This window comes from Streptomyces sp. NPDC101194, from assembly GCF_044767885.1.
Lineage (GTDB): Bacteria > Actinomycetota > Actinomycetes > Streptomycetales > Streptomycetaceae > Streptomyces.
Window position 1 is genome coordinate 514,872 of record NZ_JBIWOS010000004.1, and the last position, 22,944, is coordinate 537,815.

Consider the following 22,944-nt stretch of genomic DNA (forward strand, 5'->3'; position numbering starts at 1 on the left):
GGGGGGGCCTGCCCCCGGGCGCCCGCGGCGCCCCCCCCCCCCGCGGCCCCCCCCCCCCCCCGCCCCCCCCCCCCCCCGGGGGGGGCGGGGCGGCCCCCCCCCCCCCGGGGGGGGGCCCCCCCCCACGGCATGTCCGAGAGAAGAAGTGAGGGATTCCTGTGAGTTCCAGCGCCCGCTATGACTTCGACACCGTCGTCGACCGCCGGGGCACCTGGTCCGTCCAGTGGGACGGGGTCGCGGACCGGTTCGGGGTGGACGGACTGCTGCCGTTCACCATTTCCGACATGGACTTCGAGACCGCACCGGAGGTGCTGAGCGCGCTGCGGGCCAGGCTCGACCACGGGGTGTTCGGCTACACGACCTGGCAGCAGGACGATTTCCGCTCGGCGATAGCCCACTGGTACGCGACCCGGTACGGGACGGGGATCGACACGGGGCAGTTGGTGTACGGGCCGTCCGTGCTCAACCAGCTCTCGCAACTGCTGCAGATGTGGACGGTCGAGGGCGAGGGCGTGGTCGTCCACACCCCGACGTACGACGGGTTCCGCAAGGCGATCACCGGGCTCGGGCGCGAGCTGCGGGGCGTTCCGGTGGGGGACACGGCCGCGCTGGAACGAGAGCTCGCCCGTCCCGACAGCAAGGTCCTTCTCGTGTGCTCGCCGCACAACCCGACGGGCCGGGTGTGGACGGAGGCCGAACTGGGCGAGATGTCGGCGCTCGCCGCGCGGTACGGGGTCCCGGTGATCAGCGACGAGATCCATGCGGACTTCGTGCACGAGGGGCGGGTGCATGTGCCGTGGACGCGGGTCGGCGGAGAGGGGCGCTGGGCGCTGATCACCTCCGCGTCGAAGGCGTTCAACTTCCCGGCGCTGACCGGCTCGTACGGGCTGATCAGAGATCCGGCCGACCGGGCGGAGTTCCTACGCCGGATGGAGACGGCAGAGGGGCTCGCCTCCCCGGCGGTGCTGTCACTGACCGCGCACATCGCCGCGTACCGGGAGGCCGGATCATGGCTGGACGAGGCCCGCGCGTACATCGCCGGGAATCTGGCGCTGGTCGCGGAACGGCTGAACGGGGCATTCCCGGAGCTGGGGTGGGAACCCCCGCAGGCCGGCTACCTGGCCTGGATCGATCTGCGTCCGGCGGGGGTCGACGACGACGAGGCGTTGCAGCGGGCGCTGATCGAGCGCGAGAAGGTCGCGGTGATGCCGGGGGCGGTGTACGGGGCGGAGGGCTTCGTGCGACTGAACGTCGGGTGCCCCCGGTCCAAGGCGGAGGCGGGCGTGGAGGCGTTGATCCGGGGCGTGCGGGCCGTGACGGGAAGGGCGTAGTAGGGCGGGGGCCGACCACGGCAACCCTCTGTACTCCGTCCGGCACCCGGAGCGGGGGAGCGGCCGTCCCGTCGCCCTGACCGGCTGACCGCACCCATGGAGCATCCGCCGTCCCGATGGCCCGTCCTATGGCCCTCCCGGCGGGGAACGGAGATGCTGCTCGTATGTCTGACGCAGAAACGGGAGCCATCCGCGTCGCTTCTCCGGCCGGGCGCTGGGTCGTCCTCACCACCGTCCTCGGCTCCAGCATGGCCCTGCTCGACTCCACCGTCATCAATGTCGCCCTGCCTCGCATCGGCAAGGACCTGGGCACCGACCTGGCCGCCCTCCAGTGGACCGTCAACGCCTACATGCTGACGCTCGCCGGGCTGATCCTTCTCGGGGGCGCCCTCGGTGACCGGTACGGGCGGCGGCGGGTCTTCGTCGTCGGAGTCGTCTGGTTCGCCACCGCGTCCGTGCTGTGCGGCATCGCACCGAACGCCGCCGTGCTGATCGCCGCCCGCGCCCTCCAGGGCATCGGCGGGGCTCTCCTCACACCCGGTTCGCTGGCACTGATCCAGGCGAGCTTCCATCCGGACGACCGGGCCCGCGCGGTCGGACTGTGGTCGGGGCTCGGCGGGGTCGGCGCCGCCATCGGGCCGTTCGTCGGCGGCTGGCTCGTCGACGGGCCCGGCTGGCGATGGGTCTTCCTGCTCAACGTGCCGCTCGCCGCGGTCTGCCTGCCGGTGGCGCTGCGCCACGTACCGGAATCGCGCGACCCCGACGCCCACGGGCGCTTCGACGTGCTGGGCGCCGTGCTCGGCGCGCTCGCCCTCGCGCTGGTGACCTACGCGCTGATCGAGGCGCCGGGACGGGGCGCGTCCGGCGTGGTGATCGGGGCGGCCGTCGGCGGGATCGTCCTCGGGGCGGTGTTCGTGCAGGTGGAGCGGAGGCGGGCGGCCCCGATGCTGCCGCCCTCGGTGTTCGCGTCCCGGCAGTTCACCGTCGTCAACATCATCACCCTCTGTGTGTACGCGGCGCTCGGCGGCTACTTCTTCCTCTCCGCGATCCAGCTCCAGGTCGTGGCCGGGTACTCGGCCCTCGGCGCCGGCACGGCCCTGCTGCCCACGACCGTGCTGATGCTGCTCTTCTCCGCCTCCTCGGGCGAACTGGGGCAGCGCATCGGGCCTCGTATCCCGCTCACCGTCGGCCCACTGGTCGCCGCGGCCGGAATGCTGCTGATGCTGCGGGTCGGACCGGGGTCGAACTCCGTCTCCGGCTACCTCACCGACGTGCTCCCCGCCGTCGGTGTGATCGGCGTCGGACTCGTCACCGTGGTGGCACCGCTCACCGCGACCGTCCTGGCCTCGGTGGACACGGCACGGGCCGGCCTCGCCAGTGGGATCAACAACGCGGCCGCCCGCGCCGCCGGGCTGATCGCGGTGGCGGCGCTGCCGCTGCTCGCCGGAATGGGCCCGGAGGCCTACCGGAACGCCGACGAGTTCGCCGTCACGTTCCGGCGGGCCATGCCGATGTGTGCCGGGCTGCTCGTGCTGGGCGCGCTGATCGCCTGGGCGACCGTACGGAAGCCTGCCGCGGCGCCGGACGAGAAGCGGAAGGCCCGCCCCGAGTGCACGGTGCACTGCGGCGTCGTCGCCCCACCCCTGGAGCCCGAGCACGAGGACGTGGAGACGCCGGGTGCGAACCGGTCCTCCGAGCGGCGCCCCGGGACCGCCGGCGCGGACTGAACCTCATGGAGCGTGCGAACGCCCTCCGACGCGATCCGTCTCCCCGGGCGGCGGCCGGGTACCCCGGCGCGCATGTGCCAGGCACACTTGAACCCATGTCGATCCACGAGAACCTGCTCGGGGGGCCTCCCCCGACCCACCTGCCCGACGACCCGGAGCCGCGCGAGCTGCTCGCCAACGGCACGGCCCCCGCCGATGTCGCAGCGAAGTACCCGACCTCCTCCCTGGCCTGGGCGCAGCTCGCCGACGAGGCGTTCGAGGGCGGCCGTGTCGTCGAGTCGTACGCCTATGCCCGCACCGGCTACCACCGCGGCCTCGACGCGCTGCGCAGGGCCGGCTGGAAGGGCCACGGCCCCGTACCGTTCGAGCACGAGCCGAACCGCGGCTTCCTGCGCGCCCTGCACGCCCTCGCGCGGGCCGCCCAGGCGATCGGCGAGCAGGAGGAGTACGAGCGTTGCTCGACGTTCCTGCGCGATTCCTCGCCGACCGCCGCCGAGACCCTCGGCTGACGGCCCCGCCCACGATCGGCGTGGGAGAAGGAGCGGTTCCGGGGCCTTCGAATCCAAGGCGGAGGTCCCGGACACCGCGACGCCGCTGACGATCGCGGGCGAGGCCGTAAGGGCTGTCCCGTACCTCGGGGTACTCCATTCGGATCAGGCCGGACCGGCGAGCCGGGCCCCGGTGCCCGGAACACGCGGGCCCGGCACGATCCGGACGGGCGGCCCCGGCCGTACACGTACACCTGGTGACGTTCCGGACCCCGCAGATGTACCCGCATCTGCGGGGTCTGCGCGCTTGCGGGGGCTCCGTCTAGGATGCGGGCAGGGGACCGGAGCTCCACCACCTCACGGAAGGGGCGGACCGCTACCCGGAAGCTCGTGTCGAGGAGACAGCAATGTCGACGATCCACCCCGACCCCGAAGCCACCGGTGCGCAGACCCCGCACCTCGACTTCGCGGGAACGACCCCGTACGAGGACTATGTCCAGGCCGATGTCCTGACCCACCTCCAGCACCCTCGCTCCGACGATCCGGGCGAAATGGTCTTCCTGGTCACCACCCAGGTCATGGAACTGTGGTTCACCGTCATCGTCCACGAGTGGGAGACCGCCGCACACGCCCTGCGCGAGGACCGGACGGCTGTGGCACGCGACGCGCTCAAGCGGTCGGTGCGGGAGCTGGAGGCGCTCAACGCGTCCTGGACGCCGCTCGCCCAGCTCACTCCCGCCCAGTTCAACTCCTACCGCGCCGCCCTCGGTGAGGGCTCCGGCTTCCAGTCGGCGATGTACCGGCGGATGGAGTTCCTGCTCGGCGACAAGTCGGCGTCGATGCTCGTGCCGCACCGGGGCGCGCCCCGCGTCCACGCCGAGCTGGAGAAGGCGCTCGGCGAACCGGGCCTGTACGACGAGACGCTCGCGCTGCTCGCGCGGCGCGGGTACGCCGTACCGCAGGCCGTGCTCGGCCGGGACCTGACGCAGAAGTACGAGCCGTCCCCCGAGGTCGAGGCCGTCTGGACGGAGATCTACGCCAACCCCGACCAGCACGACGAGCTGGTCCGGCTCGGCGAGGCGCTGACCGACGTCGGTGAACTGGTGTGGCGCTGGCGCAACGACCATCTCGTCGCCACCCGGCGCGCGATGGGCTCGAAGACCGGGACCGGCGGTTCCGCCGGGGTCTCGTGGCTGGAGAAGCGGGCCACGAAGAACGTGTTCCCCGAGCTCTGGACGGCCCGCAGCCATGTCTGAGACCTTCGCCGCGCGTGCCGCGGCACTCGACGCCGCCGACCGGCTCGCGGATCTGCGCAAGCTGTTCACCCTCGACGACACCGTCTACCTCGACGGCAACTCGCTGGGCGCGCTGCCCGCCCATGTACCCGCCCGGGTGCAGGAGGTCCTCACCCGCGAATGGGGCGAGCTGCGCATCCGGTCCTGGGGCGAGAGCGGCTGGTGGACCGCGCCCGAGCGGATCGGCGACCGGATCGCCCCGCTGGTCGGGGCCGCCGCCGGGCAGATCGTCGTCGGCGACTCGACGAGCGTGAACGTCTTCAAGGCCGTCGTCGCCGCGAGCCGGCTGGCGCCGGAAGGACGCGACGAGATCCTCGTCGACGCGACGACCTTTCCCACGGACGGGTACATCGCCGCGTCGGCGGCCCGGATGACCGGCCACCGGCTCGTCCCGGTCGCGCCCGCCGAGGTGCCGGACGCCCTCGGACCGCGTACCGCGGCCGTCCTGCTCAACCATGTCGACTTCCGCACCGGAAGGCTCCACGACCTGCCCGCACTCACCGCCGCCGTGCACGCGGCGGGCGGGCTCGCCGTCTGGGACCTGTGCCACAGCGCGGGTGCCCTGCCCGTCGGGCTCGACGCGCACGGCGTGGACCTCGCGGTCGGCTGCACGTACAAGTACCTGAACGGCGGCCCCGGTTCGCCCGCCTACCTCTACGTCGCCGAACGCCACCAGGCGGCCTTCGACTCGCCCCTGCCGGGGTGGACGTCGCACGCCGATCCGTTCGGAATGACACCGGGGTACGTCCCGGCGGACGGTGCGGTACGCGGCCGGGTCGGTACCCCGGACATCCTCTCCATGCTGGCGCTCGAAGCGTCGCTGGACGTGTGGAACGGGGTGTCGATCGAGGCGGTACGGGCCAAGTCCCTGGCACTGACGGACTTCTTCCTGGAATGCGTCGACGCGTACGCGCCCGAGGGCCGGGTCACCTCCGTCACCCCGGACGCGCACGCGGAGCGGGGCAGCCAGGTCGCGCTGCGGTGCGCGGACGCGGAGCCGGTGATGAGCGCGCTCATCGGGCGCGGCGTCGTCGGTGACCTGCGGCGGCCGGACGTGCTGCGGTTCGGGTTCACCCCGTTGTACGTGGGGTTCGCGGACGTGGAGCGGGCGGCGCGGGTGCTGGGCGAGGTGCTGGCGGACACGGCCTGAGACGGTGGCGGGCCGCGAGCCGGCGGGCCGAGGCTCATACCTGACGCGTCGTCGGCGGTGATGTCCGGGTCGCCGTAGCGGGTTCGTGCGGTGGGTCCGCGTCGTGGGGTGGTGCGGTGGGGCCGTGCGGTGGGTCCGCGGGACCGGTGCGAGCGCTGGTTCCGGTGGTCCGCCGCCGGTACCGGCGGCCTTCCGTACTGGTACCGTCCCCGCAGGTCAGCCCAGTTGGGCTCAGAGACAGGACGGTTGGAGCAGCATGTCGGATTCTGCCGCGCGTGATCGTGACGCAGCCGAGACCGAGTCGGCCCTCTCGCATCCACCGGTCGCCCCCGATGCGTCCGCCGCCTACGGCAACCACCCCGACCAGCTGATCGACTTCTACGCCCCGCGTGACGGCCGGAGCGGTGCGCCGGTCGTGGTCGTCGTGCACGGCGGGGCCTGGCGGGCGCCGTACGACCGGCAGCACGTGTCGCCGTTCGCGGACTTCCTGGCCCGGCGCGGTTTCGCCGTCGCCAGTGTCGAGTACCGGCGCGGCGGCGAGATCCCGCCGCAACGGGGTTCCGGTCCGGTCGCGGGCCGTTGGCCGGAGACCTTCGACGACGTCGCCGCGGCGATGGACGCGCTGCCGGACCTGCTGGCACGGGAGCTTCCGGAGGCCGACGCCCGGCGGATCGTCGTCACCGGGCACTCCGCCGGCGGGCAGCTCGCCCTGTGGGCAGCGGCCCGGCACGTGCTGCCCGAGGGCTCGCCGTGGCGGCTGCCCGCAGCGCCGCCGCTGCGGGGTGTCGTCGCCCTCGCGCCGATCGCCGACTTCGCCACGGCCGTCGAGCTGGATGTGTGCTCGGGGGCGGTCGTCCAACTCCTGGGTGGTGAAAAGGACTTCGAGGACCGCGCCGCGCACGTCGACCCGGCGGCGCTGCTGCCCACCGGGATCGCGACGACGGTGGTGCAGGGCACCACCGACCTCGATGTGCCGAAGGCGGTCTCGGAGGCGTTCGTCGACGCGGCGGCGAAGGCGGGGGAGACGGTGGGGCTGACCCTGCTGCCCGACGTCGGCCACTACCCGTTGATCGACCCGGCGACCGACGCGTGCGCGGTGGTGGCGGAGGAGCTGGCCCAGCTGGCCTGGTGAGCGGGGCCCGCCGGTGGTCCGGCCCGTAGTACTTGCGACGGACGGCGCAGGATCCGTATCACTGCTGACGACCCGGGCGGTGCTCGGCCCCTACCTTGGGAACGTGACCGAGACCAAGAGCAGAAGCCCTGAGTACCGAATGGCCGCGGGGGCGTTGGGCGGCCTGCGGCAGGACCTTTTCCGTGACGCCTTCGACTACCGTCCGCTGGAACGGATGCGGACCGACGGGCCGCTGCTGCGGCATCTGTCGGAGCGGACGCGTGAGCGTATCGCGTGGACGCCCCACGCACTGGTCGGCGCGGCAGCCCTGTTCGTGGTCCTCGTCGGCCTGGTATCGGCGGACTCCGGCGCTCTGCGGATGGCGGTCGGCACCGTCATGCTCATGCTGATCCCGGCGATCACCGTACTGATGACGCTGGTCAGGCCGGTCGGTGCGTTCTGGATATCGATGGCGCTCACCCCGTTCGAGGCGGTCGTCGGCGGTGGCTACTGGCCCTGGGTGCCCAGTACCTTCCTCTCGCATCTGACGGTGCTGGTCGTGGTCGCGGCCCGGACCCGGCCGCGTACCGCCGCCTGGATGTGGGGGCTCACCCTGGCGTTCGGCGCCGTGCTGGACAACCTGGGCGGCTGGCACCCCTCCTCCACCACCTCCGTCTTCGCTGTGGTCTCCGCGTTCGCACTGCTGCTGGTGGCCGTGGTGCAGGTCCGTCGTGACGCGGAGCGCGAGGTGACCGTGCAGCGCACCGTGACCGCCGTCGAACGCGACCGGCGCACACTGCTCGAGGAGCGCACCACGATCGCCCGGGAGCTGCACGACGTGGTCGCCCACCACATGTCGGTCGTCGCGATCCAGGCCGAGGCCGCCCCGTACCGGGTGGAGAACCCGCCGCCCGAGCTGGAGCAGGCCTTCGCCACGATCCGGGAGAACGCGGTCGCCGCCCTCACCGAACTGCGCCGGGTCCTCGGTGTCGTACGGGCCGAGGACCAGCAGGCACCGGACGCCCCGCAGCCCACCCTCGCCCAGCTCGACGGGCTCCTCGCCAATGTGCGCGAGGCAGGTCTGGAGACGGAGAAGACGGTCACCGGCGCGGTACGTGAACTGCCGCAGGGCGTCGAGCTGTCGGCGTACCGGATCATTCAGGAAGCCCTCAGCAACACGCTGCGGCACGCACCGGGTGCCACGGCCAAGGTGGAGATCGGCTATGTGCTGAGCGGGCTCGGTCTGCGTGTCGTCAACGGGCCGCCGACCGGTCCGGTGCAGCCCTCGCCGGGGGCCGGTCACGGGATCACCGGGATGCGGGAGCGGGTCGCGATGCTGGACGGCGACATGACGGCCGTGGCGACGGCGGAGGGCGGTTACGAGATCACGGCCTTCATCCCGGTCCGGCCCGCCGACGAGTCGCACGAGACATACGGGAGGCACGGCAAGACCGATGAGCCGTACGGGACGGATGACCCGTACGGGACGGGCGAGAGGCTCGGGACTCGGCCGGAGAAGCGGGAGATCCGGCTGGAGAAGACGGAAGAGGCGGAAAGGGCATGACCGGCATGGCCACCTCCACCACTCCGCCCATCCGGGTGCTGATCGTCGACGACCAGATGATGGTCCGCGAGGGCTTCTCGGTGCTGCTCAACGCCATGCCGGGGATCGAGGTCGTCGGCGAGGCCGTCGACGGCCGACAGGCCATCGCTCAGGTCGCGGCGCTGCGCCCCGATGTGGTGCTGATGGACATCCGGATGCCGGAGCTCAACGGCATCGAGGCCACCCGCGAGATCGTCGCCGCCGACGCGGACGCCAAGGTGCTGGTGCTGACCACCTTCGACCTCGACGAGTACGTGTACCAGGCGTTGCGTGCCGGGGCGTCGGGCTTCCTCCTCAAGGACGCCTCCGCCCGCCAGCTCGCCGACGGGGTACGGGTGGTCGCCTCCGGCGAGGCGCTGCTCGCCCCGACCGTCACGAAGCGGCTGATCAACGAGTTCTCGAAGCTCGCCGAGGCCCCGCGTCCGCCCGCCCTCGCCCGGATCGGCGACCTCACGGAGCGCGAGACGGAGGTGCTCGTCCTCATCGCGCAGGGGCGGTCCAATTCGGAGATCGCCTCGCGTCTGGTGGTCGCCGAGTCCACCATCAAGACGCATGTGAGCCGCATCCTGGTGAAGCTGGGGCTGCGGGACCGCACCCAGGCGGCCGTCTTCGCGTACGAGGCCCGGCTGGTCACACCTTCCTGAGGGGCCCGGGGACCTGGGGCCGGAGGCGGGGGTGGTCGGCGGGCGGTGGGTCCGGTTAGCGTCCGCATATGCACCCGTCTCCCCGTTCCGCGGCCGATGCCCCCTTCGGACCGTTCGACCCCTGGTCCCCGGCGTTCGTCGCCGACCCGTACCCCGCCTACGCCGCCCTGCGCGCCGCCGGCCGGGCGCACTACTTCGAGCCGACCGACCAGTGGCTCGTCCCGCACCACGCCGATGTGTCCGCGCTGCTGCGCGACCGCCGCCTGGGCCGTACGTACCTGCACCGTTTCACCCATGAGGAGTTCGGCCGTACACCGCCGCCCGCCGAGCACGAACCCTTCCACGTCCTGAACGGACAGGGGCTCCTCGACCTGGAGGCGCCCGACCACACCCGGATCCGGCGCCTGGTCTCGAAGGCGTTCACCCCGCGTACGGTCGAGCAGCTCGTCCCGACCGTGCGGCGGCTGGCCGCCGGGCTGGTGGACTCCTTCGTGGAGGCGGGCGGCGGCGATCTGCTCAAGGCGGTCGCCGAACCCCTGCCCGTCGCCGTCATCGCCGAGATGCTCGGCATCCCGGAGTCCGACCGCGCCCCGCTGCGGCCCTGGTCGGCGGCGATCTGCGGAATGTTTGAACTGAACCCGTCCGACGACACCGCCCGTGCCGCCGTGCGCGCCTCGCTCGAATTCTCCGCGTATCTGCGCGAGCTGATCGAGGAGCGGCGGAAGAACCCCGGTACGGATCTGATCTCCGCGCTCATCGCCGCCCATGACGAGGGGGAGCGGCTGAGCGAGCAGGAGATGGTCTCCACCTGCGTACTGCTGCTCAACGCGGGCCACGAGGCGACCGTCAACACCACGGTGAACGGCTGGTGGACCCTGCTGCGTCACCCCGAGCAGCTGGCCGCCCTGCGCGCCGACCACGGGCTGCTGCCGACGGCGCTGGAGGAGCTGATGCGGTACGACACCCCGTTGCAGATGTTCGAGCGCTGGGTGCTCGACGACATCGAGATCGACGGCACGGTCGTTCCGCGTGGTTCCGAGGTGGCCCTGCTCTTCGGTTCCGCCAACCGTGACCCGGCCCGCTTCCCGGCCCCGGACACCCTGGACCTCTCCCGCCGGGAGAACCCCCACGTCACCTTCGGCGCGGGCATCCACTTCTGCCTGGGCGCCCCGCTGGCGCGGGTCGAACTGGCCGCCTCCTTCGGCGAACTGCTGCGCCGTGCCCCGAAGCTGCGCCTGGCGGCCGAGCCCGAGTGGAACCCGGGCTACGTGATCAGGGGGCTGAAGGAACTCCGCGTCGAGCTGTGACGGTGCGAGCGGGCGGACGGGCCGAGGCTCAGCACTTCGGCCCGCAGTGCGTCGGCGGTCCGTCCAGCACGTCGAACGCCACTCCGAAGCCGGCCAGGGCCGTGAGGAGCACCGCCGCCCCGAGGGCCGGCCGCCACTTGCCCTGAACGAGGGCGGAGAGGGTGAGCCCGGCCACGATGCCGCCGAGGGTCATGACCGGGAGCCCGAGCCAGAGCACGTTCCACTCGGACTCGCCCTCGAAGCCGAAGATGCCGCGTCGGCCGTACGGGGCCCAGGCGAGCATTCCGGCGGCCCCGCCGGCGGCGGCCACCGCGCACCCGGCGACCCCGCGGATGGCTTCGCGTCGGTTGTCCATGATCGGGAGGACGCCTGCGCGTCGCGGGAAGGTTGCACCCCGGGGAGCCGGGTTCCGGGGCTCGGAGGCTCCGGCACTCAGAAGTCCCGACACCCCGAAGTCCCGAGGCTCCGAAGTCCCGAGGACCGGGGAACCCCCGGCCCCGGGATCCGGGGAGACCCGCCGAGGCGGCTGCGGGGCGCCGCTCGCCCGGCTGCCCGGATGACCGCCCACGGCGCCGTCAGGTCAGGACATCGCGTCGCCGCAAGGCCCCCAGCCCGGCCCCCACCAGCACCACCGCAGCCGCGGTGAGCGCCAGCACCGGGCCCCACTCCATCCCCGTGCCCCCCGGCAGTTTCGGCAGGTGCGTGAACGGAGACACGTCCATCACCGGCTGCGGCAGATCGATGGCGGGCCCGATCCACCCCAACGCCAGGCAGATCCCGGCCACACCCCACGACGCCACCGCCGCCTTCGGGAGCGCCCCGTACAGTAGGACCGCCACTCCTCCGAGCAGCCAGACCGCCGGCAGCTGCACCAGTGACGCACCCAGCACGGCCGGGAGTTCGTGTCCGTAACCGGCGGCCAGACCGAGGCCGCCCACCGCCATGATCAGGGCCGCGCCACCGAACGCGATGACCAGATGACCGGCCGCCCACCCGATCCGGCTCACCCCTCCCGCCAGCACCGGTTCGGCACGCCCGGCGGTCTCCTCGCCGTACAGCCGCAGCACCGACGCGACGATGTACAGCGCCGCGACCATCCCGAGCATGGAGACCATCGCCGCGAGGAACGCGTCGGTCAGCCCGGCCTGCCCGCCCATCCGCTCGAAGATCTCCCGCGTCTTCGCGTTGTCGCCGACGAGGTCGGCCGCCCCGCCGGTCAGTCCGCCGAAGACGGCACCGACCGCGGCGAAGGACAACGTCCACCCGATCAGTGCGCCGCGCTGGAGCCGCAACGCGAGACCGAACGCCGTGGAGATCCGCCCCTGCGCGGGTCCGGGCCGGGCCGCCAGGAAGCTCATGCCCACATCACGCCGCCCCGCCAGGGCGTACGCGAGGGCCGCCTGGACCGCGACGGCGCCCGCGATGAGGAGCAGCACCCACCAGCGCTCGTCCCCGTACGCGCGCACGTTCTGCGCCCAGCCGACGGGGGAGAGCCAGGTCAGTACGGACGAGCCGTCGTCCGTCGCCGAGTCGCCCGCCGCCTTCAGCACGAACGCGGCGCCGATCACCGCCGCCGTGATCCCCTTCGCGAGCCGTGCGCTCTCGGTGAACTGAGCGGCGATCGCGGCGGTACAGGCGAACAGCAGGCCGGTACCGGCGACCGCCAGGGCGAGCGCCACCGCTCCGGAGCCGCCCGCACCGGAGCCGGCCGCACCGGCGGCGATCACCAGTGCCAGCGCGGTGTCGGCGATCAGTGCGGCGAGGAGTGCGGAGGTCAGCGGGGCGCGGCGCCCCACCATGGCGGAGGAGAGCATCTCCTGACGGCCGGTCTCCTCTTCCTCCCTGGTGTGCCGGACGACGACGACCAGACTCATCACGGCCGCCAGCGCCCCGCCGAAGCCGGCCATCCGCCAGCTGACGAGTCCGCCGACGGAGTCGTCGAAGACCGGCCCGTACAGCGCACGGATCGAGCTGTTGCCGTTCATCGACGCGGCGAGTTCGGCGCGCTGGGCGGCGGTGTCGTACAGCGAGGCGAAGGACTTGCCGACGGAGGAGAAGGAGGCGCCGAGCACCAGTACCCAGATCGGCATCATGATCCGGTCGCGCCGCAGCGCGAGCCTCAGCAGGGTCCGGGTGCCGGCGAGCTGCCCGGCCGCGGATCCGGTCCCGGCACCGGGCCGGCGTCCCGCGCCGGCAGGTGCGGTCGTGGTCACGGCGGTCATCGTGCCGCCACCCCCACGCCCTCGCCGCTGTCCGGCGCGCCCGTCGTACCCGTGGCGTCGGCCGTGTAGTGACGGAGGAAGAGCTCCTCCAGCGTGGGCGGGGTGCTGGTCAGCGTCCGTACCCCCGATGCGGAGAGGGACCTGAGGACCGCGTCCAGCTTGTCCGTGTCGACCCGGAGCGTGACCCGCAGGCCCTGGACGTCGAGGTCATGGACACCGGGCAGCTGCGCGAGCCCGTCCGGAGCGGCGGCCAGCTCGGCGGTGATGTTCGTACGGGTCAGATGGCGCATGCCCGCCAGCGAACCCGTCTCCACCGTCCGCCCCTGGCGGATGATGCTGACCCGGTCGCAGAGTGATTCGACCTCGCTGAGGATGTGGCTGGACAGCAGGATCGTCCGCCCCCGCGCGCGCTCCTCGGCGACGCAGCCCTGGAAGACCTCCTCCATCAGCGGATCGAGCCCGCTGGTCGGTTCGTCGAGGATCAGCAGATCCACGTCCGAGGCGAACGCCGCGACGAGGGCGACCTTCTGCCGATTGCCCTTGGAGTACGTACGCCCCTTCTTCGTCGGGTCCAGCTCGAAGCGCTCGACGAGGTCGGCGCGCCGGGTCCGGTCGAGGCCGCCGCGCAGCCGCCCGTACAGATCGATCACCTCGCCGCCGGAGAGGTTGCGCCACAGCGTGACGTCACCCGGGACGTACGCCACCCGCCGATGGAGCTCGACCGCGTCCTGCCACGGGTCGCGGCCGAGCAGCCGGGCGGTGCCGGAGTCGGCCCGCAGCAGCCCCAGCAGCACCCGGATGGTGGTGGACTTCCCGGAGCCGTTGGGCCCGAGGAAGCCGTGGACCTCACCGGTCTCGACCGTGAGGTCGAGGCCGTCCAGCGCATGCGTCCGACCGAACGACTTGTGCAGCCCGGCCACCGTGATTGCCTTCGTCATGTTTTTGAAGCTACGCTACGTTCACAAATTTGTGAAGTTAAGGAAGCGTATAAAGTTGGGGCACGGGCGGGGGCCGGGGAACCAGGGGAGACGATCGGGTCATGATCAGCGAATCCGAGCAGAACATGCGTGACGAGCGCGACGAGCAGGCCGTGTCGCGGTTCGTGGAGCGGTTCGCGTCCGAGATGACCGAGGCGGGGATGCAGCGGATGGCCTCCCGGGTCTTCGCCGCGCTCCTCGCGGACGACGACGGGTCGATGACCTCCGCCGAGCTCGCCGTGGCCTTGCAGATCAGCCCGGCGGCCGTGTCCGGCGCGATCAATTACCTCACGCAGGTCAGCATGGTCGGCCGCGAACGCGATCCGGGCTCGCGCCGGGATCGCTACCGCCTGCACGACGAGGTCTGGTACACCACCTTCGCCCAGCGAGACCGGGTGCTCACCCGCTGGGAGAACACCCTCAAGGACGGCGCCCGCACTTTGGGCGAGCACACCCCGGCCGGCGCCCGGCTCGCCGAGACGGCGGCGTTCTTCGAGTTCGTGCAGGAGGAGCTGGTCGGCATGATGGACCGCTGGCGCGAGCACCGCAAGACACTCGACCTCCCGACGGCCGACGAGCGCGGGGGGCAGCGCGCGGGAGCCTGACGAGGCGTGGGGCGGAGCCCGTCATACCGGGCCCGGGACCAGTCCCGCCAGGGCGTCGGCGGTACCGGGGTCGGACGGATCGATGTTCTCGTACAGGTCCTGCGGCCAGTACGGGCGCCCGTCGATCCATGCGACGACCAACGTCTTCCCGTCGAGCCGGCCACGCAGCTCCGCGATGCCGGTCGGCGTGGGCAGTCCGGCCCAGGGTGCCTTGCCCGGCCCCGGCGGCAGGAGCCGCAACAGGCCCTCCGGCGGAGGGTCGACCATCTCGGCCGCCTCTTCACCCGCCCCGTCGCCCGTCCCCCCGGCCGCCCCCTCGACGGGGAAGAGCACGAGCACGGGACCGGCGGTGGCGCTGGACACGTCGTACAGCAGGGCGTATCGCAGGGTCCGGGCTTCGGGAGCGACCACGGCACGGGCCATCCGGCGCGCGAGCGGGATGCCGGAGCTGATCGTCCGCCAGGCGAAGTGGAGCCCCAGCACCCCGCTCAGTACGGCGAGCCCCCGGAGCAGGTCCGGGACCGTGTTGGCGCCCAGGACCCGGCACAGCACGGCCACCACGCCCGCGTACCCCAGCAGCCACAGGGTCTCCGCGGTTCCGGCGACGTACCGCAGCATGGGCACCCGCCACCAGATCACCTTCTGCCCCAACCGCACAGCGCCCACCGCACGCGGCTCCACCGGGTCCGGGCCCCGCAGCCCTGCCTGCCGTTCCGCCACGGCGGCGAACGCGGTGTAGGTGGCGGGCGCGGGCTGCGCGGGCTGCGCGGGCTGCGCGGACTCCGTGCCGGGCCGGTCGTCCGGTCCGGTCCCCGGCCCCGTACGCACCCACGGCCGGTCGGGCAGCGGGTGCGGCGGCAGCCTCCGGCCCCGCGACCCCCGCCCCCGTACGACCAGCCGGACCGCACCGCCGACGACGCCGACCGCGACGAGCGCCAGCCCGCTGAACCCGACGCCGTCCGTCACGGTGAAGGCCCGGGTACCACGCAGCTCCGCGTCGTACAGATCACCCTTGAACGGCGGGTACGAGACGACGTAGCCGCTCTCGTAGCCCTCGACGGAGCCCCGGTACGGGGCGCAGTGGAACGGCCCCGTACGTGTCCGCCCTCCGTACGGATCGGTCCACCGGACGACGCAGCGGCCGTCACCGAGCTCGCCGATCACCGTCAGGTCGACCCGCGGGTCGTCGTCGGACGCCACCGACCACCAGGTGGCGAGTGCCCCCAGGAGGCAGCCGAGGACGAACACCCAGCGGAAGATCCCCCGCCACCAGGGTCGCCGCCGCACCTCGGCCACCGGCGCCGCCTCGGCCACCTCCGCCGACTCCGCCGTCGTTGAGGCCCTACCGCCCGGTGCGATCCGCGGCCGGCTCGGGGCCGGGCGCGTGCGCAGAGCGCTGACCTGTGGACGGGCCGCGATCGAGCGTGCCCGTCGGCCCCGTACCGGCCTGGCCCAGATCAGTTCCGTGCCGCCAGGGGGCGCCAGCACACCCCCGTTGCGGGGATCGCCGCACCACCACAGCACCCCGCCGGGTCCGTTCAGCAGGTGGAAGCGCCACTGAGCGGTGGACGGCGCCAGCGGAAGCAACTCACCCGGTTCCGGCCCGGCCAGCACCACGACGGCCCCGCTGCTGCCCCGCTGCAGGGCGACCGAGGTGTGGGCCACCCACGGCGCGGCGCCGAGCACCCGGCGCATCCGCCGTGCCCGGGACATCACCACGGCCCCGCCCAGCAGCAACGCCCCGCCGAGCCCGGCGAGCGTCGGGAACACCGACCATCCACCGACGAACACCATGAGGAGCACCGCCGAGCACACCGCCGCCGTGCCCGCACCGAACCAGAGCCGGGCCGAGGCCCGGTACCGTTTCAGCGCGTCCGCCGCCCCCGGCAGATCCAGTGCGACCGGGCGTGCCCGAGCCGCCCCCGTCGCGGGAGTCACAGCCTCGGCGTCGACCCCGGCGCCCGCCCCCGCGTCCACCCCGGGTCTGTCCGCATCGCCCGAACCGTCCGACATCCCCAGCCCCTCGTCTCGGCCCCGCCGCCGGACGCTACCCCTCGTCCGTCGGCAGCATCAGCCCCCAGGCGCCCGCCCGTACCGTCCAGGTCCTCGTCCGGACCGGACCGGCGACCTGTATGTCCGCCCGGTAGCGGAAGTCCGCGCCGGAGACCGTGACGGCCTTCGCCTCCGCCGTGACCGGTTCGGCGTCAGGAGGGCGGATCACCACCTCCGCGAGGCCCCCGTCGCCGCCCTGCGAGGTCACCGTCACCGATTCGACCGGGCGGTCCAGGTCGTTCAGCAGGACGCCGTCCGCCTCCACCCGCAGCCGGTGCGTCGGGTGCGCGGCGGGCGGCGTCTGCGGGGCGGGGCGCACCAGTGTGCGGACCAGGGAGCGGCAGGTGTCCCAGACCGCCGTGACCCCCGTATGGGCGGCCACCGCGCCCGGCAGCGCGCTCAGGGCCGGGATGTGCAGCGCCCCCAGGACCACGCCGTCGCTGTCGTCGACCAGCAGGTCCAGTCTGCGCACCGCGCCGTCCAGCGCCGTGCGTGCCGCAGCCACCGCGCCCAGCGGCACGCCGAGCGACCGGGCGAGTTCCAGCGCGGTCGTGGCGCCGACCGGGATCAGCGAGAGGGCGGTCCGGGCCGGCTCGCGCTCCCGGTGCAGCAGGGCCACCGCCCGCCGCAGCGCCCGGTCGTCGCCGACCACCACCGGGCGCCGACCGCCCCGGCGGGACAGGGCCCGCGCGAACTCCTCGGGACCGTCGGGCAGGCAGATCTTGGCGTGCGAACCGGCGCTCAGTACGTCCTTCGCGATACGGACGGACTCGCCGTCGGTCCGGCGGGCCACCGGGTCGATGACCACCAGCAGCTGGTGCGTACCGTCGCCGGGGGGCTGGGCAGCCGACACCTCGGTCCTTCCTCGGGTAGCATCTTGGTGCAAGAGCCCCTTGCGCTATTGCGCCAGGGGCTTCGTCTATTCCGGGGCACCCGGTTCGACGGTTCAGGCATTGCCGTACAACGACGTACGGCATGTACGACGTTTACGTACGCCCCCTGACCTTGGACATGCCCCGCCCGGAAGGGGTGTACGCCTGTGCCCGCACTTGTGCTGCTCGGTGCTCAGTGGGGTGACGAGGGCAAGGGAAAGGCCACCGACCTCCTCGGTGGATCCGTGGACTACGTGGTGCGCTACCAAGGCGGCAACAATGCCGGCCACACGGTCGTCGTCGGCGACCAGAAGTACGCACTTCATCTCCTCCCCTCCGGAATCCTTTCGCCGGGGTGCACCCCGGTCATCGGAAACGGTGTCGTCGTCGACCCGGCCGTCCTGCTCTCCGAGCTGAGTGGGCTGAACGAGCGCGGCGTGGACACGTCCAAGCTGCTGATCAGCGGTAATGCCCATTTGATCACCCCGTACAACGTCACCGTCGACAAGGTGACGGAACGGTTCCTCGGGAAGCGCAAGATCGGCACGACCGGTCGCGGCATCGGCCCGACGTACGCCGACAAGATCAACCGTGTGGGCATCCGCGTCCAGGACCTCTACGACGAGTCGATCCTGGAGCAGAAGGTCGAGGCGGCACTGGAGCAGAAGAACCAGCTCCTCGCCAAGGTCTTCAACCGGCGCGCCATCGAGTCCGGCAAGATCGTCGAGGAGATGCTCCAGTACGCGGAGCAGATCAAGCCCTACATCGCCGACACGACTCTTGTCCTGAACAACGCCATCGACGAGGGCAAGGTCGTCCTCTTCGAGGGCGGTCAGGGCACGCTGCTCGACGTCGACCACGGCACGTACCCCTTCGTCACCTCGTCGAACCCGACCGCGGGCGGCGCCTGCACCGGTTCCGGCGTGGGCCCGACGAAGATCAGCCGGGTCATCGGCATCCTCAAGGCGTACACCACCCGCGTCGGCGCGGGCCCGTTCCCGACGGAGCTGCTCGACGAGGACGGCGAGGCGCTGCGCCGGATCGGCGGCGAGCGCGGTGTCACCACCGGCCGTGACCGTCGCTGCGGCTGGTTCGACGCGGTGATCGCGCGGTACGCGACCCGGGTCAACGGTCTCACCGACTTCTTCCTCACCAAGCTGGACGTGCTGACCGGCTGGGAGCAGATCCCGGTGTGCGTCGCGTACGAGATCGACGGCAAGCGCGTCGAGGAACTCCCCTACAGCCAGACCGACTTCCACCACGCGAAGCCGGTCTACGAGATGCTGCCGGGCTGGTCCGAGGACATCACGAAGGCCAAGACCTTCGCCGATCTGCCGAAGAACGCGCAGGCGTACGTGAAGGCGCTGGAGGAGATGTCCGGCGCCCCGATCTCCGCGATCGGCGTCGGCCCCGGCCGCACCGAGACGATCGAGATCAACTCCTTCCTGTAGGGCTTTCCGCAGGAGCGGCGAACGTGCCAGGAGGGCCGGGACGGTGAGTCCCGGCCCTCCTGGCGTCCGCTCGGTCCTCGCCGTGGACGGGGATGCCCGACAGCTCGACGCGCATGGGCCGACCGGCCCTTCGGGGCGCCGGACGCCAATGGTCCAGACCTTGACAGGTCCAGACCATCAGGGCTTGAGTGGCGGCACGTCCAGTCGGCCCGCCGACGTGTTCGGCGTGCCCCGTCGAAGGAGTGAGCAGCGCTGAACCGCATCAAGAGCCTTCTGACCGTGCTGAGCGCCGTCGTCGCGACGGCCGTGTTCCTGCCGTCCGCCTCCGCGTCCACCGCAGCGTCCGTCCCGACGCCCGCCTCCACCGCCGTGCCCGGTTCCGCTCCCGTCGCGGGCGCGACCGAGCGGTGCGCGCCCGTATGGGATTCCTCGACCGCGTACGCGGCGGGCGACACCGTCTCGCACCACGGCCGCAACTGGGCGGCCGAGTGGTGGACGCGGAACGAGAACCCGGGTGCCGCCGCCGTCTGGGCCGACCGGGGTGCCTGCTCCGGCGGGGTGTCGGACTTCGTCGTCGGTGAGGAGCAGTTCGACGCGATCTTCCCGGACCGGGACCCCTTCTACACGTACCAGGGACTGATCGACGCCCTGCACGCCTATCCGCGTTTCGCGAACACCGGGACGCCGGCCACGCGGGCCCGGGAGGCCGCGGCGTTCCTGACCCACGCCGACTTCGAGTCGGTCGGCCTGCGGTACGTGAAGGAGATCAACGTGGTCAACTACGGGCGCAAGTGCGACTACAGCCGGCCGTACGGCTGCCCGGCCGGGCAGGCGGCCTACTACGGCCGCGGCCCGATCATGTTCAGCTGGAACTTCAACTACAAGGCCGCGGGCGACGCGCTCGGCCTCGATCTCCTGAACAACCCCTGGCTGGTCGAGCGGGATCCGGCCGTCGCCTGGCGGACGGCCCTTTGGTACTGGAACACCCAGAACGGCCCCGGCACCATGACCTCGCACGACGCCATGGTGGGGGGTGCGGGCTTCGGTGAGACGATCCGTTCGCTCAACGGCGCCCTGGAGTGCGACGGCGGCAACCCCGCCTCCGTCGCGGCGCGGGTCGCCACGTACGAGCGGATCACCGCCGTCCTCGGTACGCCGCCGGGCTCCCGGCTGTCCTGCTGACGGCCGGACCGGGACGGTCGGCGGCGGTGACCGCCGGTGTGCGCCGGAGGCCGGCCGGAGCGTTCAGCGGAAGGCCGCGGCGGCGCGTGCGGCCCAGGCGGCGAAGGTGCCCGGCGCCCGGCCCAGAACGCGTTCGATGTCGGGGCTCACCCGCTGCTCGTCGTCCGTGGGTTCGCCCAGGATGGCCAGCGTTCCCTCGACCACGGGAAGCGGCATGAACCGTGCCATCAGCGCATGGGCCTCCTCGCGGGGCTGCTCGGTGAACCGCACCGGTTCGCCCAGCACGGCGGCGATCGCCGCCGCCCGCTCGCGCGGGGAGGTCGCGGCCGGGCCGGTCAGGGTGTACGTCGCGCCCGGGTGAGTGTCCTCGCGCAGGACGGCGGCGGCGACCGCCGCCACATCCGCCGGGTCGACGAAGGGCAGCCCCGTATCGGCGAACGGCGCCGCGGCCTCCCGCCGCTCGCGGATCGACTCGGCCCAGGCGAGGGCATTGGTGGCCATCCCGCCCGACCGCAGGACCGTCCAGTCGAGCCCGGACTCCCGCACCGCCGCTTCGAACAGCAGCGGATGCCGGTACGCCCCGGGGCGGGTCCCCGCACCCTGCGAGGACAACAGCACCACCTTGCGCACCCCGGCGGCCTTCGCCATCTCCAGGACGCCGTGCGGATCGTCGCCCGCCACCAGCAGGAACAGCGCCTCGGCCCCGTCGAACGCGCCCCGCAGACCGGCCGGTTCGGCCAGGTCGGCGGCCACCGCCCGTACCCCCGGCGGTACGTCCGCGTCGGTGATGTGCCGGGCCACGGCGGTCACCGGCACACGGGCATCGGTGAGGATCCGCACCAGTTCCCGCCCGACGTTCCCCGTCGCACCTGTCACCACGATCATGTCGGTCCCCTTCGTCGGAAATGATTCGGCGAAGCGAGTGAGTTAGTTGACTGACTCACTTCGATGGCAGGACGCTAGCACGACCGGGCCGGGCGCTGTCTATAGTCAGTCGGGTGACTGACTCAATGGATTCCCGGCGCCCTCGGGCCAAGGCCGCCGACAAGCGGCAGCGGCTGACGGCCGCCGCCGCGCGGGTTCTGCACGAGCAGGGCGTGGAGCGCACGACCATCGCCGACATCGCCCAGGCCGCCGACGTCCCGGCGGGCAACGTGTACTACTACTTCAAGACCAAGGGGGAACTGGTCGAGGCCGCCCTCTCCGAACACACCAGGCACCTGGAGGAACTCACCGGCGCCCTCGACCGGCTCGCCGACCCGCGCGAGCGTCTCAAGGGTCTGGTGGCCGCGTGGGTGGGCCGGCGTGAGGTCGCGGCCCGTTACGGCTGCCCCACCGGCACCCTCGCCATGGAGCTCGACAAGCGCGCCGAGGGTGGCCTCGATCTCGCGGCGGGCCGAGTCGTGCGGCAGCTGCTGGACTGGGTGGAGCGGCAGTTCCGCGAGATGGGGGCGGCCGACCCCGAGGGTCTCTCGCTGGCGCTCGTCGGCGCCTATCAGGGCATGTCGCTGCTCTCCAGCGCGCTGCGCGATCCGGAGATCATGACCCGCGAGGGGGCCCGTCTCGTCGGCTGGCTCGACGCGCTGGACGCGCCCGCGGGCCACGGTGGTCGCTGACCGGCCGACCGGTCCGATGTTCCGCATGCTGGACGGGCCCGAAGGTTTTACCTTCGGGCCCGTCCAGCGTTCCGGACCCTGGTTCGGATCAACCCCTTCCGGAATTACTCCTGTTGGAGGCGGGTTCGGCGGCGTGAAGGTGTCGCCGCCCCGTTCCCGAGCACTCCTTCGGGAAACTCTTCCCGTCTTGGTCTAGACCTTGACAGGTTCAGACCAGCGGCGCTTGAGTGACCGTCAACCCCCCATGGCGGCTCGCCGTCCAGCCGGTGCGCCGCGCCGAAGGAGTGATCACGTGATCAGACGCATCATGGGCCTGCTCGCCGCGCTGGGCGCGGTCGTCGCGATGCTTGTCGTCCTTCCCGCCACCACTGCCGCGGCCGCCGACTGCGCGGCACCCTGGAACTCCGCGTCCGTCTACACCGGCGGTGGAACGGCCTCCTACAACGGGCACAACTGGACCGCCAAGTGGTGGACCCAGAACGAGACCCCCGGCAGCTCCGACGTCTGGGCGGACCAGGGCAGCTGTGGCGGTGGCGGCGGCACGGACCCTGGCACTCCGTCCGGCTTCGTCGTCAGCGAGGCGCAGTTCAACCAGATGTTCCCGAACCGGAATCCGTTCTACACGTACGGCGGACTGACCGCGGCCCTGAGTGCCTACCCGGGCTTCGCGAACACCGGCAGCGACACCGTCAAGCGCCAGGAGGCGGCGGCGTTCCTCGCCAACGTCAGCCACGAGACGGGCGGTCTGGTGTACGTGGTCGAGCAGAACACCGCCAACTACCCGCACTACTGCGACAGCAGCCAGCCCTACGGCTGCCCGGCCGGCCAGGCCGCCTACTACGGCCGAGGCCCGATCCAGCTCAGCTGGAACTTCAACTACAAGGCCGCCGGTGACGCGCTCGGCATCGACCTGCTGGGCAACCCGTACCTGGTCGAGCAGAACGCCTCGGTCGCCTGGAAGACCGGCCTCTGGTACTGGAACACCCAGAACGGACCCGGCACCATGACCGCCCACAACGCCATGGTGAACGGCGCCGGATTCGGCGAGACCATCCGCTCCATCAACGGTTCCCTGGAGTGCAACGGCGGCAACCCCGCCCAGGTCCAGAGCCGCATCGACCGCTACCGGGCATTCGTCCAGATCCTCGGCACCACCCCCGGTTCCAACCTGAGCTGCTGACCCGCGGACCCCCCACCCGACGGGGGCGGGGGGCGGCGGGGGGGGCGGCGGCGCCCCCCCGTGGGGTGGAGGGGGGGGGGGGGGGGGGCGCGCGCCCGGCCCTGGCCCCGGCGGCCCCCCCCCGGGGGGGA

Annotated in this window: 20 protein-coding genes; 14 read left to right on the top strand and 6 right to left on the bottom strand. The window is 72.4% G+C overall.

Going from position 1 to position 22,944, the window contains the following annotated elements:
- The first annotated feature begins 158 nt into the window (after positions 1-158).
- The 9 genes from ACIRP2_RS18960 to ACIRP2_RS19000 all read left to right on the top strand — a co-directional run bounded on the left by ACIRP2_RS18960 (position 159) and on the right by ACIRP2_RS19000 (position 10,656).
- On the top strand, positions 159-1,331 hold the full coding sequence (locus tag ACIRP2_RS18960; protein WP_404251620.1) for a MalY/PatB family protein: 1,173 nt from the start codon (positions 159-161) through the stop codon (positions 1,329-1,331).
- 164 nt (positions 1,332-1,495) lie between these two features.
- Positions 1,496-3,058: an MFS transporter gene (locus tag ACIRP2_RS18965; protein ID WP_404251622.1), complete on the top strand. Its 1,563-nt coding sequence runs from the start codon at positions 1,496-1,498 to the stop codon at positions 3,056-3,058.
- A 95-nt stretch (positions 3,059-3,153) separates the two neighbouring features.
- Positions 3,154-3,567 carry a DUF3151 domain-containing protein gene (locus ACIRP2_RS18970; RefSeq protein ID WP_351084151.1) on the top strand — a complete coding sequence of 138 codons (414 nt, stop codon included), beginning with the start codon at positions 3,154-3,156 and terminating at the stop codon, positions 3,565-3,567.
- 386 nt (positions 3,568-3,953) lie between these two features.
- Positions 3,954-4,802, top strand: a complete 849-nt coding sequence (locus ACIRP2_RS18975) for a tryptophan 2,3-dioxygenase family protein (protein WP_404251624.1) — start codon at positions 3,954-3,956, stop codon at positions 4,800-4,802.
- Positions 4,795-5,991, top strand: coding sequence for a kynureninase (gene kynU, locus ACIRP2_RS18980; protein ID WP_404251626.1), 1,197 nt, complete (start codon positions 4,795-4,797; stop codon positions 5,989-5,991). Before ACIRP2_RS18975 ends, kynU begins: the two co-directional genes overlap by 8 nt.
- Positions 5,992-6,247: 256 nt before the next feature.
- Complete coding sequence (locus tag ACIRP2_RS18985) at positions 6,248-7,123, top strand: alpha/beta hydrolase family protein (protein ID WP_404251628.1); 876 nt, start codon at positions 6,248-6,250, stop codon at positions 7,121-7,123.
- Positions 7,124-7,226: 103 nt separating this feature from the next.
- A complete protein-coding gene (locus tag ACIRP2_RS18990; RefSeq protein ID WP_404251630.1) occupies positions 7,227-8,666 on the top strand; it encodes a sensor histidine kinase in 1,440 nt (479 codons plus the stop codon).
- A gap of 5 nt (positions 8,667-8,671) precedes the next feature.
- Positions 8,672-9,349, top strand: a complete 678-nt coding sequence (locus tag ACIRP2_RS18995) for a response regulator (RefSeq protein WP_404251947.1) — start codon at positions 8,672-8,674, stop codon at positions 9,347-9,349.
- Between the two features lie 68 nt (positions 9,350-9,417).
- Positions 9,418-10,656, top strand: coding sequence for a cytochrome P450 (locus tag ACIRP2_RS19000; protein WP_404251632.1), 1,239 nt, complete (start codon positions 9,418-9,420; stop codon positions 10,654-10,656).
- Between the two features lie 28 nt (positions 10,657-10,684).
- Here ACIRP2_RS19000 and ACIRP2_RS19005 read toward each other — a convergent pair whose 3' ends face one another.
- The 3 genes from ACIRP2_RS19005 to ACIRP2_RS19015 form a co-directional block, all read right to left on the bottom strand.
- Positions 10,685-11,011: a hypothetical protein gene (locus ACIRP2_RS19005; protein WP_404251634.1), complete on the bottom strand. Its 327-nt coding sequence runs from the start codon at positions 11,009-11,011 to the stop codon at positions 10,685-10,687.
- A gap of 220 nt (positions 11,012-11,231) precedes the next feature.
- Positions 11,232-12,878: an ABC transporter permease gene (locus ACIRP2_RS19010; RefSeq protein WP_404251635.1), complete on the bottom strand. Its 1,647-nt coding sequence runs from the start codon at positions 12,876-12,878 to the stop codon at positions 11,232-11,234.
- Positions 12,875-13,816 (bottom strand): ATP-binding cassette domain-containing protein, encoded by a 942-nt coding sequence (locus tag ACIRP2_RS19015; protein WP_404251637.1) that lies wholly within the window; start codon positions 13,814-13,816, stop codon positions 12,875-12,877. Before ACIRP2_RS19015 ends, ACIRP2_RS19010 begins: the two co-directional genes overlap by 4 nt.
- A 101-nt stretch (positions 13,817-13,917) precedes the next feature.
- Here ACIRP2_RS19015 and ACIRP2_RS19020 point away from each other — a divergent pair, with 101 nt between their 5' ends.
- Positions 13,918-14,460, top strand: a complete 543-nt coding sequence (locus tag ACIRP2_RS19020; protein ID WP_404251639.1) for a GbsR/MarR family transcriptional regulator — start codon at positions 13,918-13,920, stop codon at positions 14,458-14,460.
- Between the two features lie 21 nt (positions 14,461-14,481).
- Here ACIRP2_RS19020 and ACIRP2_RS19025 read toward each other — a convergent pair whose 3' ends face one another.
- Both ACIRP2_RS19025 and ACIRP2_RS19030 read right to left on the bottom strand, forming a co-directional pair.
- On the bottom strand, positions 14,482-16,473 hold the full coding sequence (locus ACIRP2_RS19025; RefSeq protein WP_404251641.1) for a hypothetical protein: 1,992 nt from the start codon (positions 16,471-16,473) through the stop codon (positions 14,482-14,484).
- Positions 16,474-16,507: 34 nt separating this feature from the next.
- On the bottom strand, positions 16,508-17,365 hold the full coding sequence (locus ACIRP2_RS19030) for a diacylglycerol kinase family protein (protein WP_404251643.1): 858 nt from the start codon (positions 17,363-17,365) through the stop codon (positions 16,508-16,510).
- Between the two features lie 186 nt (positions 17,366-17,551).
- Here ACIRP2_RS19030 and ACIRP2_RS19035 point away from each other — a divergent pair, with 186 nt between their 5' ends.
- Both ACIRP2_RS19035 and ACIRP2_RS19040 read left to right on the top strand, forming a co-directional pair.
- Positions 17,552-18,835, top strand: a complete 1,284-nt coding sequence (locus ACIRP2_RS19035; protein ID WP_351084129.1) for an adenylosuccinate synthase — start codon at positions 17,552-17,554, stop codon at positions 18,833-18,835.
- Positions 18,836-19,114: 279 nt separating this feature from the next.
- The gene (locus tag ACIRP2_RS19040; protein WP_404251645.1) at positions 19,115-20,017 is read left to right on the top strand and encodes a glycoside hydrolase family 19 protein; all 903 of its coding nucleotides are present in this window, start codon (positions 19,115-19,117) and stop codon (positions 20,015-20,017) included.
- 63 nt (positions 20,018-20,080) lie between these two features.
- Here the strand turns inward: ACIRP2_RS19040 and ACIRP2_RS19045 are convergent, their stop codons facing one another.
- Entirely contained in the window at positions 20,081-20,902 is an 822-nt protein-coding gene (locus tag ACIRP2_RS19045; protein ID WP_404251647.1) for an SDR family oxidoreductase, read from the bottom strand.
- Positions 20,903-21,015: 113 nt separating this feature from the next.
- On the opposite strand from ACIRP2_RS19045, the gene ACIRP2_RS19050 reads away from it, so the two are divergent.
- The gene (locus ACIRP2_RS19050) at positions 21,016-21,633 is read left to right on the top strand and encodes a TetR/AcrR family transcriptional regulator (protein ID WP_404251649.1); all 618 of its coding nucleotides are present in this window, start codon (positions 21,016-21,018) and stop codon (positions 21,631-21,633) included.
- Between the two features lie 292 nt (positions 21,634-21,925).
- Positions 21,926-22,813 (top strand): glycoside hydrolase family 19 protein, encoded by an 888-nt coding sequence (locus ACIRP2_RS19055; protein WP_404251651.1) that lies wholly within the window; start codon positions 21,926-21,928, stop codon positions 22,811-22,813.
- The last annotated feature ends 131 nt before the right edge of the window (positions 22,814-22,944 follow it).